We start from the raw sequence: 14,949 nt of genomic DNA, 5'->3' as shown, positions 1-14,949 counted from the left end.
AAATCAACTTAAGATCTGTTTTTTCTTACTTATTCTTTTCATTTATCAAATTATAGATAAGTGGTGGAAAACTTTTATGTGCGTAATTTGGATATAAAGAAAATGTTGAAAAAAAGAATACTCATTCAAAAGAAGAAGAGATTTTGATTTGAAAACTATTAATCGCATATTACCGGAAAAATAGATTACATTCACATCATATAGCGGTTAATTATGCAAAAAACCGAAAAGATTTATGGAATACGGGCCGTTATCGAAGCTATACATACAGATGAGACCATTGACAAGGTCTTTTTGCAAAAAGGATTAAAAGGGGACTCGTATCGGGAATTGGAAACCCTAATCCGAAAAAAGGGAATAAATACGGCTTACGTTCCCGTAGAAAAACTAAACCGACTTACAAAAGGAAACCACCAGGGCGTAATAGCGCATATATCTCCCATTTCTTTTTTCGAATTGGAAGAACTTATAGAAGGGACACTTAATTCCAAAAAGCAGCCTCTCTTTCTTTTACTGGACCAAATTTCGGATGTCAGAAATTTTGGAGCAATCATACGAACTGCGGAATGTACAGGGGTAGACGGCATTATAGTTCCAAGGAAAGGAGCCGCCCCGGTTACCTCGGATACCATTAAAACCTCGGCCGGAGCAGCCTTTAAAGTCCCTATGACCAAAGTAAATCATATTAAGGATGCCATCTTTTATTTACAGGCTTCGGGTGTAAAAGTTGTGGCCGCTACGGAAAAAACCGAAAACTCCATTTATGATGTTTCATTCAAAGGGCCCTGCTCTATTGTAATGGGATCAGAAGGGATGGGGATTTCCCCTTCAACACTTAAGTCCGTAGATGAAAAGGCTAAATTACCCATGTTGGGAGAAATAGGATCCTTAAATGTCTCTGTTGCCTGCGGGGTTTTTTTATATGAAGTTCTACGTCAAAGAAGTTTGTCCTAAAAAGGGTTAAGTAGCCTTGTACCTTTTATACTGATTCTATTCACTGCCTTTGTCCTTGAGTTCCTTTTTTAAGTGATAAGTAATCCGGATAGTCTCGTTTTGATCATCCCGAGATTCTTTTTTCTCGACAAAATTTCCATTTTCATCAAACTGTTGCAAAAACTCATCCTCCTCCTCATTGTAATCTTCCTTTTCCCAATCAAATTTTTTGGGTAATGGTATTTCCGCTTTTACAAAAAAAGCCAATAAAAGTCCGGTTATGAACCCCCCCAAATGTCCTTCCCAGGAAATTCCGTCCTTTACCGGAAAAATATACCATAACAGACTGCCATAGATAAATACCACAATAAGTGAAAGCGCAACCAAGCGGTAGTACTTGGAAAAAATACCCTTAAAAAAAATAAAACTAGCCAAGACATAAATAACGCCACTAGCCCCGATATGAAAAGAAGGCCTGCCTATTGTCCATGTTAACAAACCTGATAAAAATATACCCCAAAACAAAACCCTTAAGGCTATCTTACGATAAAAAAAGAAAAGTGATGCCGTAAGCACCGCCAAAGGTATTGTGTTATTGTAAAGATGCTCTACTGAACCGTGAATGAAAGGGCTAAGGAAAATGCCCTTTAAACCGGAAAACGTTCTTGGATAGACCCCATATTCGTTAAGGTTAATATGAAAACGTAATTCCATCAAAAAGATGGTCCAAATAGACAATATAGCCAAAAGGGGTACTACGACCACCTGATTGGAAAACTTAAAATACTGTTGTTCAGACATACTATAAAATTAGCTCATTTAACTCAATAAGTCGGCCATACCCCTAAAAGCTGAAAGATTGTCATCTGGAATTTTGTTCTATTTTTATGGTATGAACGCACCATTGGCAGAACGGGTACGACCTAAAAGTTTGGATGAATACATAAGTCAAAACCACTTGGTAGGTGAAAATGGTTCGCTTACCCTACAGATAAAAAAAGGAATCATACCCTCCTTAATTTTTTGGGGGCCTCCAGGGACTGGCAAAACGACCTTGGCAAACATCATCGCCAACGAAAGTCAACGGCCGTTTTATACCCTAAGTGCCATTAACAGTGGTGTAAAGGATATACGGGAAGTTATCGATAAGGCCAAACAAAGCGGTGGACTCTTTACTTCCAAGAATCCCATTCTCTTCATTGACGAAATCCACCGTTTTAGCAAATCCCAACAAGATTCCCTTTTGGCGGCCGTAGAGAAAGGTTGGGTGACGCTTATAGGTGCAACAACCGAAAATCCCAGTTTTGAGGTAATTCCAGCCTTATTGTCGCGTTGCCAGGTTTATGTCCTAAACCCTTTTGGAAAAGAAGATCTGGAAGCACTTCTACATAGGGCAATGGAACAGGACGAACTCCTGAGGAGCAAAAAAATAAAATTAGAGGAAACAGAAGCTCTTTTGCGCCTGTCCGGTGGAGATGGCCGCAAACTTCTCAACATTTTTGAACTTGTAGTACATTCCGAAGAAACTGATAGTTTAACAATAACCGATGCCCTTGTAATGGGCAAAGTTCAAAAAAACACGGTCTTATATGATAAAACGGGGGAACAGCATTATGACATTATTTCGGCTTTTATTAAATCGATTCGAGGAAGTGACCCTAACGGGACGGTCTATTGGTTAGCTCGAATGATCGAGGGTGGTGAGGATGTAAAATTCATCGCCCGACGTATGCTCATTTCGGCCTCCGAGGATATTGGCCTTGCCAATCCGACAGCACTCGTCATTGCCAATTCCACATTTCAGGCCGTGACCACTATTGGCTATCCTGAAGCGCGAATCATCTTAAGTCAATGTGCTATTTACCTAGCAACATCCCCTAAAAGTAATGCGAGCTATGCAGCAGTTGGAAAAGCGCAGCAGGCTGTAAAGCAGACAGGTGATCTTTCTGTACCGCTGGCCTTACGCAACGCTCCTACCAAATTGATGAAGGATTTGGGTTATGGCGAGGAATATAAGTATGCTCACGACTATGAAAACAATTTTGTTTCCTTGGAATTTTTGCCTGACCAGCTTTCAGGCACCACATTTTATAAGCCGGGTAACAACCAACGTGAGAGGGGCATTAAGGAATTTTTAAAAAACCGATGGAAGGATAAATACGATAGTTGATAGTTGATAGTTGTTGGTTGTTGGTTGTTGGTTGTTGGCTAAAAAAGAAATCTGGCATCAATGTATTAAACCCTAATAAATCTCTTTCAAAATTTGATGTTCAATTCCTTGGTCATGAGATTTCCTCCTTGGTAGTACTCAAAGAACCATTTCCCATTCTTTGTATAGACCATCCCATTTTTGTTGTCCATCTTAGCATGATAAACACCCTGAACCGAACTTTCGAAAAGTTTCATTCGTATTTTAGGCGTGCTATCCACCAATTGGTATCCATTGGTCAATTCTTGGGCATACCAGATATCCTTAGCTTCGTTTATGTCAGAAGTCCTTTTTGTAGAATTCATATCCGCTTTTGATATGTTGGATGATACGGGTTGTCTACTTTCATAGCTCTGTTCTTCTTTGGTGGCTACTTGTTGGATTGTTTCCTGTCCACTTTCAATCTTCTTTGTAATATTGGATTCAACCGGTCTTAAATCCTTATAGCTTTGCTCTTCTAAGGTAGCCTTTTGTTGTACCATAGGGTCTTGGTTTGCATTCAATTCAGAAGTGGTTTTCGTGTTTTCTTCCAGTATTTTTACATCGTTCTTAAAACTTACCGTAACGGGTTCCGATTTAGTGGATGCACCACTGTACCGGTAATCCAAATTATCTAAGGAAGTAAAAGCGCCCTTTATAGCTTCATTGTACGAAGCAGTGTATTCTTTCAATCTACTTTTACCTTGAATGGTAGTAAACACCTCTTGGGATCTACAATCCTTTAGTGCAAGGGCAACCTTCGTACTAAACATGGAAGAATCGTCCTGAAGCCCTACCAAAAGACCCAAGCATCTATCTTCCTGTAGTTCAATGGGCATTTCGTCTTCATAAACGGCCTCAAAACCATTTTTGATGAACAAATGCTTTATGAATGTACTGGTCTGGTATTGGTTCACCCTTTTGAAGGCATCGAACTTTTTGGGGATGATGATATATTTATAATCGTTTAAATCTGTTTGCGTCATACCTAAATAGCTCGATACGAGCAAGAGGGTCAATAGTAATCGTTTCACGAGTAATCCTTTTGAGGTTTATGGTATTGTGGAATGAAAAAAACGTGCCAAAGAGGTATTCTTGAAGTTGAGGCCCACCTCACAATCCCATTAATTTTTGCCCCAAGATATGATATTTAATCCTAATTGGAAAGAAGCGTAATGGGTGTCCGCCACATTTCTGTAGGCCAAAAGATTATCGGCCATCAGATATAAATTTACAGGGCCCGCTTGTATACTTACCCCAAGACCGATATTGGAATAAGAGAACTTATCTACGGTATATGTGGTTTTGGCGGTCAAAATGTTTCCGAAACGTCTTAAATAAAAAGCAGTTAGCGCGGTTTGTGGTCCACGGGGCCTATTGATCATATAGAGCTGCCCGCCAAAACTATTGGCATATCTGTAACGCATCCCGTTACCTCTAGCAACCACTGTATTGCAATCACAAATTTCCCTGGATTCCAGCTGTTCCCCAAAATCACGACGAATAGAGGCATATAATTTGGTTGGCCTAAAGGTGATGTACCCCTTTGTGTCATCCTCAAAAGGCACCAAAGCTTCTACTTCATCGACCAAATCCTGCCAAAAATCCGCATCGGGATCGGAAAGAGCGTCGGGAAGTATTACCTCAACTCCTTCTATGGTCGCCGTACCATTCAATGTATAGGTCTGCACATCATTGGCATGGTAGATGAATCCCAAGTCCAAAAGACTTCCTGTAATTACAGTCTGCTCGTTAAGATTATAGGAAAATCCTAGATCCAAACCCAATCCAAGGTTTCCACCAAAGAAACCACGTTTCATAATAGTACTAGCCAGGTTTCCATTATCCTCGGCATCTTCCAATTCAGAGATACCAGATGTCCGCAACTTCATATCTGCATCAAGGGTACTGGCCAAAAGATTGTTTTGGCCTTCCCTGGTCACAAAAAAACCCTTGTTCCTGGTTGAGTTAAAATCAAAAATACTGGAATATATTTTTCCCCTAGCCCCAACAACAAGTCGATTATCCACTCTTTTATTGATGCCAAAATGGAATACATTTACCATTTCGCCTCGAGTTTTTAAGTGGCTCAAATCAAACTCTTGATTTAAACGATCGGCATTTCCTTCAAAGGCGAGAATGGCATAGTCCTTAAACCAATAACCAATCGCGTCTCCTTCATTATAAATTCCGAATGAATAAAAATAATCTGGATTTCTTCCCCTGAATCCTCCACTTAAAAGTTCTAGCTGATAGGTTCCACTGAGTTCATCCCTAATGTTCATACCATTAATTGCCCTATCCCTCACCTTATCGTTAATATCCAATCCATCATCCGCAAAAATGTCATTCACTGTAATCCCGCTTGATCCCCCGTGCAACGATATTCCTGACAATGCTGGAATACCAGCATACCATTGAAAGTCGGTTTTAACCCCAGGATTAACCATTAAGGATTGGGGAACATCGGTAAAGTCATATAGAAGCTGTTTGTTTTGGGTATACGCATAGCAGCAAACCCAAAAAATGGTTGAAAAAAATAGGTGTCGAATTTTCATTTTATGCGAACCCTAAATTTTCCACTGGACTTTAAGGTAACCATGGGGTCCGGAAGCGTGGAGGTACTAGTAGAATCCCCCAAATTTGTTCCACTCAATCGTATACCGGAAGTGTTTCTAATAATGTCCATGCTTCGACCTGCGTTGCCATAGGCTATCTCTCTACGTAAAACGGCTGTAGGGGCGGGGTCCATGGAAAAGGATTCCACATCAAGTACATTGCCGTCCACATCCAAAAATTCAATGGTCAGGTCCAGTCTTTTGCTTGTGGTATTTTCCACGTCATAGGTAAGTACACCATCTAATACTCTTTCCGAGAAAATATCCTCGGCAAAGGCATCAAAATTAAAGTCCTGGGAATAAAAGTTAGCGCCGCCGGCAGCATTGATCACACTTTCCGGAGTTTCTAGGTAAACGATGCTGGCTTCATAGGTAGGAATAATGTCCAAATCATCATATTGGTCAAAATCTTGTGTCTCCATACATGATGAGAAGATTAGAGCCGATAGCAGCCCTAATAAAGCGTATGTGCGTAATTTTCCCATTTATGCCAAAAACTAAGCCTTTAAATACAAGGCGTATCACCCTATATAACTCTATAAAAAGGATTTTATTTCACGTAAATCATTAATCATTTCGCAAAATTCGTGCTGTGGTTCATTATGGACGTTAAAGTGCAAAGTATGAAGCCCCACGGCCTTGGCTCCAAGGATATCCGCCTCTAGACTATCGCCTATCATAAGCGCTTTTTGGGGCGATACATTTGCCTTTTGAAGAGCTAATTGAAAAATTATGGGATTTGGTTTCTTTACCCCTGCCATTTCAGAATTAATAATATGGGCAAAGTAATCGCATATATGGGCATTTCTCAACTTTTTTTCCTGTATTTCCTGAAAACCGTTGGTGATAATATGAAGGTTATACTTCGGTTTTAGGTATTCCAAAACCTCAGTGGTATTTGGAAAAAGATGATTATAATTGGACAAATGCGCAATGTACTCCTCAGAAAGTAGGTTTATAGTTTCATCGGATATGGGATATTTAAGCGTATCAAAAACAGTTTTCAATCGTTGATAGCGCAGCTCTGATTTGGTTATTCGTTCTTCCCTGTATAATTTCCAAAACGCCAAATTAGTAGGTATATAGATTTCCAAAAAATCCGGGAGTTCCACCCCAACATTGTTTTCTGCCAGGATTTTTTGAAAGGTCAACTCAGAATTTTTTTCGAAATCCCAAAGGGTATGATCCAAGTCGAAAAAAACGTCGGTTACAATATCCCTAAACATGATATTTTTTTAATGTATCGCCATATAAGCGTTTCCAATCCACGTTATGGTCCTCCCCTAGGAGCTCATTGGAAAACACCGTAATAAAATGCCCTCTCACTTTTTTTACCAAGCAATACATCATTTCTATTTTTTCCAATATTTCAGTCTTGTTCTTGTAGTTTACAAAAGCATAATCATGCACGGCGAAAGGATGGAGTCTTACCGGTTGTTGTATTTCTAGGTTTATATCATAAAAATAAAAGGGAGAGCAGGTTCCCGCTCTAAAACCTATCTCATGGGTGTAGCCCATAGTATAGTCGTCCGTAAATTCGGCCTCTACCAAATTCCTATACGTGTTGGGAACGTCCACCCTATTGTAGCGCATCCGGGTACAATTTACAGGTCTGTTTATAACATCTTCCAAACGTTTTTTTTCTGTTTTCAATACCTCGGTTTCATTAAAAGAGCTATAGGAAGCAGCCAACGAAACTTTGCTATAGTCCGCAATGGATTTTATTAAAGATCGGAACCTATTATTGTTTGGGGATACATTTTTATCATAGGTGGAATAGGAAGCAAATTGAAAAAAGAACATACTATTTATGTTATATTTTTTGTGCATTTCAACCAAAAATCCAAAATTGTTATAGGGGTCTTTTGAAGGTTTGAACCAAACCGTAATACGCTGAAAGACCCTTTTTAACTTGAACTGTCCCAGGTCTAGGAAAAATCCAGCCAAACTTCGTACAAATCCTCTATGTGCAAAGCAATGCGAGGTAGTTATGTCCAAAATCGAGGTCTGTGTGTACGACCGTTGCTTAGTTTTGATATCCGGAAACCGTTCTAAAAGACTTTCCAATAATTTAAAGGCCCATAAATCTACTACTGGTTGTTTTAAAAAATTATTGTTATAGGCAATACTGTCCTTAGGTGAGAACCGTCCATGAATGTCCTTAACGTGGGGAAGATATTCCTCATAACGACTAAGAAGGTAGAAACTGGCAGAAAAAATATCGTAGGGAATATTACTGCGCTCCCCGGTAGAAAAAAAACAGGGAATACCGTCCCAATCCCCTACGGTAATCTCAAAATCGTTGATGCCCTGCTCAAACAACAGATCATTGTTCCTAACAAAAAATTCATTTTGTAGAGCCTGTTTGGTATAGGTAATCTTTGGTCCGGTATGTTTGATAAAGTCTTCTACCTTCGTTGTGAACAAAACTTCAATTCCCAAAATACGCGTAAAAATATGCTTCATAATATAGCTGAAGCGCGGAGTGATTTTATGCGTGTAGATAAGTAACATACTCTTTAAAATTTCTTTATGGAAAGCCGTAGGTCTCTACTTTTGTTTCATCCCATTATTCCCATTTAAATTGGGAGTCCCAAACCTAAGAAACCCATAATGTAACGATCCTCACAGTAATTTTTCATCGGCAAAACTTAAATAATCTTTCTGAACAATAATTAAATGATCCAATACCTTTAGATCAAGGGCAGCGGCGGCCAATTGCAATTTTTGCGTAATCTCTTGATCTGCCTTGCTGGCCCTTAAGTTTCCGGACGGATGATTGTGGGCCAATATTAAGGCCACGGCACCCAATTCCAAAGCTTGTTTCATCACCAGACGCACATCGACCAAAGTACCTGTAATACCTCCTTTACTCAATTGGGCCATGTGCAAGACCTTATTCGCATTGTTCAGGTATAGAATCCAAAACTCTTCATGTTCCAACTCTCCCATTGTGGGATGGAGCAATTCAAAAGCATCCCTACTACTACCAATTTTTGAAATCTTCGGTCCCTGCTCTCCTCTCCGTCTCCTTCCAATTTCCAGGGCTGCAGCTATGGTTACGGCTTTTGCCTCACCAATCCCTTTGAACTTCGTTAATTGTTTTGTGGATAGCTTTCCAAGTTCGTTCAGGTTATTACCAACAGATGCCAAAATACGTTTGGAGAGTTCTACAGCACTCTCATTTCTGCTACCGGATCCAATAAGTATGGCAATCAGCTCTGCATCGGAAAGCACCAACCTACCCTTTTGCAAGAGTTTTTCCCGTGGTTTGTCGTCATCTGCCCAATGTTTTATGGAAAAAGTAGTTGGCTTTTCTTGCATTTGCTAAAGATAATGAACTAAAGTTTTTATCCCCGGCATCCCTGGAAAAATCAATCGAAAAAAATCGCTACGACAACAAAAAGATGTTCAATGAACCAGCATAAGCATATCATACTTTTTTAAACGTTTGAATCAACATGAGTCTCATCACATAGGGGGTAGTATTCGGTATGGAGCAAGGTCAAAAAGGATCATCATCGGATGGGATATCGCGCTCTTCCAAATGGTTCCTGGTATCATATAGCGTTCTATCCTCTTCCATAATTGCATTGGATATGCCTAGCATAACAGCGATTAAAACTATGGAAGTCCTACGTCTGAATGTTCTAAATAGACGATTTAATATAGCGTATAGTTTTATGCCTAACATACTACCCGTAGGTCAAAACCTATTCCAACCTAGGGCTACATGACAAATCTTCCTTTCTAAATCAAATATCAATTGGAAACTTTTTGTCTAACTGCTTCCAAATCCAATCCTCCATAGTTTCCGGAACTCATCAGCAACAACACAGTATTTTCGAAATTTTGGTTAAAAACAAAATCGTGAAATTGGGATGCCTGTGTAAAAATTTTCAGATCATCTCGTTGGAAGGCCGCCGTAACCTGATCTGGGGTTACTTCCTGCAAGCGTTTGATTTTTACGGACTCGGGCAGATAAAAGACAACGGCCACATCCGCGGCATCCAAAGCTCCTTTATATCCTTTCAAAAATTCTGCATTGAAGCTGCTGTAGGTATGTAATTCCAAACAGGCAACCAATCGCCGATCCGGATATTGTTCCTTCACGGCCTTAGTAGTAGCGGATACCTTGCTAGGTGAGTGGGCAAAATCCTTGTAGACCACGCTGGAAGTACCTTCACTTATTTTTTCCAATCGTTTTGAAGCTCCCTTAAAAGTGGCTATGGCCTCATAAAAATCATCTTCATCCACACCCATATTTTGGCAAATCCATTTGGCTCCAGCAAGATTGCTAAGATTGTGTTTTCCAAAGACTTCTATGGGCATGGCTCCCTCAGGAGTCTCCAACAAGGTCTGGCCATCCTTTACGGAATACAAGGGAGTAATATAGGGCAATTTTCGAATGGAATTTTCGGAGGCCTCCACAACTTCTTTGACTTCTTCATCCTCTACATTATAGGTGATGCTTCCTCCCTTTACGATACTGTCCACAAAAATCCGAAACTGCTCCACATAATTCTCAAAAGTGGGAAATACATTGATATGATCCCAGGCAATACCGCTCAACAACGCGATATTTGGTTTATATAAATGGAATTTAGGTCGCCTATCGATGGGTGAGGATAGGTATTCATCCCCTTCCAAAACTATAAAATCGTTCTCCTCCGTTAAATGGACCATACGCTCAAACCCATCCAATTGGGCTCCCACCATATAATCGACCTCCCTATCGTGATAATTCAGCACATGTAAAATCATTGAAGTAATGGTGGTCTTTCCATGACTGCCCCCTATGACGACACGGGTCTTATTTTTAGATTGTTCGTACAAAAATTCAGGATAGGAGTAGATCCGTATCCCCAACTTCTGGGCACGTACTAATTCGGGGTTGTCGGATTTGGCATGCATTCCAAGGATAACGGCATCCAAATTAGTAGTTACTTTTTCGGGAAACCACCCAAATTCAGTAGGCAATAAGCCCTTTTCTCCCAACCGACTTTTAGAAGGTTCAAAAATAACATCATCACTTCCTGTAACGGTATATCCCTTGTGATGAAGGGCCAAAGCCAAATTGTGCATGGCACTGCCTCCTATGGCAATAAAATGGATATTCATAAATGCATAAAATATTACTCAAAGATAGCGATTGCTTTTAAAGGCATTAAACCTAATAAGTGAATTTCATAGGTCCGTAAATCCGTTAAAAAGTCCGAAAAAACCGATAAAATGCAATATAAATCATCTCCTTTTTAACAGTTTTAGTAAGATTCACCCTTCATTATTCCATATTCACAACATTCTTTTCCTCAAGCTGCGTATCGCAGATACATTTGAAAGACCAGGCTAAGCGTTCAAAGCTATCAAAGAAACTAAAATGACCAACCACAATTTACCTAAGACCATTTTTTCATGGGCCCTGGGTCTTTTTTTATTGAGTTTTAGTCAAAACATCAGGGCACAATGTGCCGGTACCGATACTACGGTAACAGTCTGTGAGAAGGATGCTGATATTACCACACAGAACTATACGCTTTTCGATAAACTAAATGGAACTCCTACACCAGGGGGCACTTGGTCCACCAATGATCCTGCCAATTTCTTCGCGTTAGATCGCGCCAATGGCATCGTTAACCTTTGGGAAGTTAAAAACTCGGGAGTCCATCAGTTTACCTACACCAACGACGCTTGCGGTGAATCTGCCATTGTGACCATAAATCTAGGCGGATATCCTGGAGAAGACAATATAGATGGGAGCGCTGATGCGTGCGGAGATGATCCCGCTGTTAACCTACATAGCTATATTGGGGACGAGACTGAAGGGAAATTTCAGGATTTTAATGGAATTTGGGCCGCCGTTACCCCAGAAGCCATACCCCATTTGAATGAAAACTTTTTTGACGCCGATGCGGCAGGACCCGGTATTTACGAATTTACGCACACAGTACCCATAGTGGATACTTGTCCCAGCCGTCAAGTGAGATTACTATTGGAAGTACAAAGGCCTGCAAATTCTGGCATCGGTTCAAATTTAGTGGTGTGCACAACCGATGATTTATCGGGTCTTACCAATTACGATCTAGATGCCCTATTGCTGGGTGAGGACAGTAATGGTACTTGGTCCGAGGTACCTTTGACCAATGAGTTGGACGATCTTACCGATCACATCATAAATGTAGAAGCCATACGGGATGCGAATAGTTCGGGTACATTTACGTTTAGGTATACCGTATTTCCTTCACATGCGGTCTGCACGGTAAACACCACCGCTGTGGACATAGTAATTCTTCCGGTTTTACAAGGCACTATGGCCACTGTCAACTATTGCGAAGGGCCTTCGGAGTATACCATTGAAATAACGGACTACGACACCACTTTAATAGCAAGCGGGACCTATACGGCAACCTATTCCCTAGTATCCGCCAGTGGTACGGAAACGGATTCTGCATCATTAACCCTAAACAATGATGGAACAGGAGTCTTTCAAATTGATGCCAATCCCATAAACCTGAACGAACCCACTACCCTAACCATTACCTCCTTAGGCACAAACGTGTGTTCTGATATACAGGTCCCTCCCATTTCATTTAGTGTGACCAATCCAACTACCAACGCCATGGATGGTTGTGAAGGGGAAGGTTCTTCCGTAGACTTAACGAATATTTTTGATTCTTCGCAAAACAACGCCAACGGTAATTATGATATTACCTATTCGCTCACTGCTCCTAGCGGTGCGAGCACCAATTTCACTTTAAACGATATTTCCTTTAGCTCGGGAAATGCTACGTTCTCCATACCCGCCGCCCAAATTACCGAAACGGGGGAATATGAAATAAGCCTGGATGTAGCGAGTGGATTTCCTTTAGATTGTCAAATAACGGATACATTCATGGTAACCCCTACTCCACCATCTATAGATTTGGGCCTTCTTGTGGACAATTCTTGTGATGCGACCAGAATTGATGTAACGGTAGATGCACCAGCTCTATCCGATGGTTCATATACCATCACTTATGACGTAACCCAAGTGAGTACGGGTCAGGTGGCCATTACCAATACCATAAACTTTGCAGGTGGCACAGCTTCCTATGAACTGGATGTGACTTCTCTTGAGCAGGGAAACTACAACGCCAGCGTACGAAGCACCCAGGACGATACAACACCATGTAGGTTGGTATTCGATTTTGAGCTGAATGAAAACTTTGCTATAGAGGGTATACCGGCTATCCCTACAGCACAAGCGCAACAAAGTTTATGTTTGAGTGCCTTCACACCGGATTTACCTACTTTGGAAGACATTGAAGTATCCGCTACGGGTGACATTTTGTTCTATGCTACCGAAACCGATATGGATATATTACCATTGGATACCGAGTTGACCAACGGTGAGGATTACTTTATTTCGAACATCGATCCGATGAACAATTGTGAAGGTTCCGATAGAATACAGGTAACTGTTACTCTGATAGACCCCACGGTACCGACTGCATCAGACTCCAATCCTCTCTTTTGTGCATCCGATAATCCCACAGTGGGTAATTTGGACGCGGTCATCTCAAGTGCGTCTTCCGTAGTTTGGTTTGATGCGGCGTCCGGAGGTAATGCCCTGGAAAATTCTGTAGCGTTAGTAGATGGCCAGAGCTATTATGCGGCAACCGAAGGGGATGACCAATGTTTAAGTACGGGACGTTTGGAAATTGTACCTACAGTATTCGGTCTTGAACCCGCATCCCTAGAATTTACCAATCTCGCACTATGCGGCCTGGACAATCCTACGGTCGCTGATTTAAGGAGTATTGAAAGTAACAACCAGTTTGAGGTGCTCTGGTACGCTAGTCCGGAAAATGAAAATCCATTGGCCAATGGTATGCTTCTGATCGAGAACATGACCTACTATGCCGAAAGTTTTGATCCTGATACCGGCTGTATAAATCCCGATCGGATTGCCGTAACGGTTGAATTGAGCAATTGTGATCCTGAGGATTACGGATTTTTTATCCCTGATGGATTCTCGCCCAATAACGATGGTAGGAACGACACTTTCTTTATACCCGATATAGAAGTAATATTTCCGGATTTTACTTTGGAAATCCTAAACAGGTACGGGTCAACATTATTTAAGGGAGATAGAAACAATCCGTCATGGGATGGGGACAAAGCTCCCAACGGTGTGTATTTCTATGTCATCGATTACAATAAACAAGGACATGACGCCAAGCAGGGACGACTATACCTTAATCGCTAGACCAGATAGCAACATGAGAATATTGAAAAAAACATTGTACGTAAGTTTTGTTCTGCTATTGGTCCAAATTGGCGTTTATGCGCAACAGGATCCCCAATACACGCAGTACATGTACAACATGAACGTAATCAATCCAGCCTATACCACCAACGAGCCGGGAATGTTGAATTTTGGCCTACTCTATCGCTCACAATGGAACGACGCCGTGGGTGCCCCAAAGACCCTGACTTTTTTTTCGCATATACCAATGAGTGAAAAGATAGAGATTGGACTGTCCTTTATTTCAGATGATATTGGCGACGGGGCCCTTAAGGAAAATAATATTTATGCCGACTTTGCCTATATCCTAAAATTGAATGAAAAAAGTAATCTTTCCCTTGGGGTAAAAGGTGGAATAACCACTTTTGAAACAAGTTTTGACGGATTTATGCTCCCGGAATTCCAGGACGATCCCGCCTTTAACGAGAATTTAAACAATACTTTCCCGAATGTAGGAATAGGTGCCTTTTATCATCGAGGGAATTTCTATGCGGGACTTTCCATACCCAATCTATTGACCTCCACCCATATTGAAAACAAAGATGGCATTAACCGTATCGGTTCCGAAGAAATACATACGTTCTTGACCTCCGGTTATGTATATGAACTAAATCCTAATCTTAAGATCAAACCTTCCGTAATGGCAAAAGTGGTAAAGGGCTCGCCTCTGACCATGGATGTTTCGTTGAACGTGCTGTTCAACAATCGGTTTGAGGGAGGCTTGTCCTACCGTCTGGAAGATTCGGTAAGCGCCATGTTCAACTTATCTGTTCTGCCAGCCCTGCGTATTGGGTATGCCTATGATTATACGTTATCCAACCTGAGTGATTTCAGTTCCGGTTCACATGAAATTTTTGTTCTTTTTGACCTGGATTTATTGGGCATGGGAAAAGGATATGATAAATCTCCTAGATTCTACTAGT

At 40.9% G+C, this 14,949-nt stretch carries 12 protein-coding genes; 4 read left to right on the top strand and 8 right to left on the bottom strand.

The annotated features are described in order from the left end of the window. Positions 1-213 precede the first annotated feature (213 nt). Positions 214-954, top strand: coding sequence for a 23S rRNA (guanosine(2251)-2'-O)-methyltransferase RlmB (gene rlmB, locus D7Z94_RS15100; RefSeq protein WP_120712432.1), 741 nt, complete (start codon positions 214-216; stop codon positions 952-954). A gap of 36 nt (positions 955-990) precedes the next feature. Here the strand turns inward: rlmB and D7Z94_RS15095 are convergent, their stop codons facing one another. Next, positions 991-1,734 (bottom strand): rhomboid family intramembrane serine protease, encoded by a 744-nt coding sequence (locus tag D7Z94_RS15095; RefSeq protein ID WP_120712431.1) that lies wholly within the window; start codon positions 1,732-1,734, stop codon positions 991-993. 91 nt (positions 1,735-1,825) lie between these two features. Here D7Z94_RS15095 and D7Z94_RS15090 point away from each other — a divergent pair, with 91 nt between their 5' ends. Beyond that, positions 1,826-3,103: a replication-associated recombination protein A gene (locus tag D7Z94_RS15090; RefSeq protein ID WP_120712430.1), complete on the top strand. Its 1,278-nt coding sequence runs from the start codon at positions 1,826-1,828 to the stop codon at positions 3,101-3,103. An 86-nt stretch (positions 3,104-3,189) separates the two neighbouring features. Here the strand turns inward: D7Z94_RS15090 and D7Z94_RS15085 are convergent, their stop codons facing one another. The 7 genes from D7Z94_RS15085 to D7Z94_RS15055 form a co-directional block, all read right to left on the bottom strand. Then, entirely contained in the window at positions 3,190-4,155 is a 966-nt protein-coding gene (locus D7Z94_RS15085) for a hypothetical protein (RefSeq protein ID WP_147415907.1), read from the bottom strand. Positions 4,156-4,245: 90 nt separating this feature from the next. Further along, the gene (locus D7Z94_RS15080; RefSeq protein ID WP_120712428.1) at positions 4,246-5,679 is read right to left on the bottom strand and encodes a DUF5723 family protein; all 1,434 of its coding nucleotides are present in this window, start codon (positions 5,677-5,679) and stop codon (positions 4,246-4,248) included. After that, positions 5,676-6,161, bottom strand: a complete 486-nt coding sequence (locus D7Z94_RS15075) for a hypothetical protein (protein ID WP_245967215.1) — start codon at positions 6,159-6,161, stop codon at positions 5,676-5,678. Before D7Z94_RS15075 ends, D7Z94_RS15080 begins: the two co-directional genes overlap by 4 nt. A gap of 114 nt (positions 6,162-6,275) precedes the next feature. Further along, positions 6,276-6,965: a YjjG family noncanonical pyrimidine nucleotidase gene (locus tag D7Z94_RS15070; protein ID WP_120712426.1), complete on the bottom strand. Its 690-nt coding sequence runs from the start codon at positions 6,963-6,965 to the stop codon at positions 6,276-6,278. Beyond that, entirely contained in the window at positions 6,958-8,253 is a 1,296-nt protein-coding gene (locus D7Z94_RS15065) for a polysaccharide deacetylase family protein (protein WP_120712425.1), read from the bottom strand. The genes D7Z94_RS15070 and D7Z94_RS15065 overlap by 8 nt, the downstream gene beginning before the upstream one ends. A gap of 111 nt (positions 8,254-8,364) precedes the next feature. Beyond that, positions 8,365-9,063: a RadC family protein gene (gene radC / locus D7Z94_RS15060; protein WP_120712424.1), complete on the bottom strand. Its 699-nt coding sequence runs from the start codon at positions 9,061-9,063 to the stop codon at positions 8,365-8,367. Between the two features lie 438 nt (positions 9,064-9,501). Continuing rightward, on the bottom strand, positions 9,502-10,860 hold the full coding sequence (locus tag D7Z94_RS15055) for a UDP-N-acetylmuramate--L-alanine ligase (RefSeq protein WP_120712423.1): 1,359 nt from the start codon (positions 10,858-10,860) through the stop codon (positions 9,502-9,504). A 259-nt stretch (positions 10,861-11,119) separates the two neighbouring features. Here D7Z94_RS15055 and D7Z94_RS15050 point away from each other — a divergent pair, with 259 nt between their 5' ends. Both D7Z94_RS15050 and D7Z94_RS15045 read left to right on the top strand, forming a co-directional pair. Next, positions 11,120-13,987, top strand: coding sequence for a gliding motility-associated C-terminal domain-containing protein (locus D7Z94_RS15050; protein ID WP_120712422.1), 2,868 nt, complete (start codon positions 11,120-11,122; stop codon positions 13,985-13,987). After that, on the top strand, positions 13,923-14,948 hold the full coding sequence (locus D7Z94_RS15045) for a PorP/SprF family type IX secretion system membrane protein (RefSeq protein ID WP_245967214.1): 1,026 nt from the start codon (positions 13,923-13,925) through the stop codon (positions 14,946-14,948). Before D7Z94_RS15050 ends, D7Z94_RS15045 begins: the two co-directional genes overlap by 65 nt. Position 14,949: the final 1 nt, after the last annotated feature.

Origin of the sequence: Ulvibacterium marinum (assembly GCF_003626755.1) — a bacterium.
Lineage (GTDB): Bacteria > Bacteroidota > Bacteroidia > Flavobacteriales > Flavobacteriaceae > Ulvibacterium > Ulvibacterium marinum.
The sequence above is the reverse complement of the archived record's forward strand: the minus strand, read 5'-3'. Positions and strand labels throughout refer to the sequence as shown.

Excerpts from the sequence above, each read along its gene's own strand:
- D7Z94_RS15065 (WP_120712425.1), bottom strand. The coding sequence starts at position 8,253 with ATGTTACTTATCTACACGCATAAAATCACTCCGCGCTTCAGCTATATT.
- D7Z94_RS15075 (WP_245967215.1), bottom strand. The coding sequence starts at position 6,161 with ATGGAGACACAAGATTTTGACCAATATGATGATTTGGACATTATTCCT.
- radC (WP_120712424.1), bottom strand. The coding sequence starts at position 9,063 with ATGCAAGAAAAGCCAACTACTTTTTCCATAAAACATTGGGCAGATGAC.
- D7Z94_RS15045 (WP_245967214.1), top strand. The coding sequence starts at position 13,923 with ATGTCATCGATTACAATAAACAAGGACATGACGCCAAGCAGGGACGAC.
- D7Z94_RS15055 (WP_120712423.1), bottom strand. The coding sequence starts at position 10,860 with ATGAATATCCATTTTATTGCCATAGGAGGCAGTGCCATGCACAATTTG.
- rlmB (WP_120712432.1), top strand. The coding sequence starts at position 214 with ATGCAAAAAACCGAAAAGATTTATGGAATACGGGCCGTTATCGAAGCT.
- D7Z94_RS15090 (WP_120712430.1), top strand. The coding sequence starts at position 1,826 with ATGAACGCACCATTGGCAGAACGGGTACGACCTAAAAGTTTGGATGAA.
- D7Z94_RS15050 (WP_120712422.1), top strand. The coding sequence starts at position 11,120 with ATGACCAACCACAATTTACCTAAGACCATTTTTTCATGGGCCCTGGGT.
- D7Z94_RS15095 (WP_120712431.1), bottom strand. The coding sequence starts at position 1,734 with ATGTCTGAACAACAGTATTTTAAGTTTTCCAATCAGGTGGTCGTAGTA.
- D7Z94_RS15080 (WP_120712428.1), bottom strand. The coding sequence starts at position 5,679 with ATGAAAATTCGACACCTATTTTTTTCAACCATTTTTTGGGTTTGCTGC.
- D7Z94_RS15070 (WP_120712426.1), bottom strand. The coding sequence starts at position 6,965 with ATGTTTAGGGATATTGTAACCGACGTTTTTTTCGACTTGGATCATACC.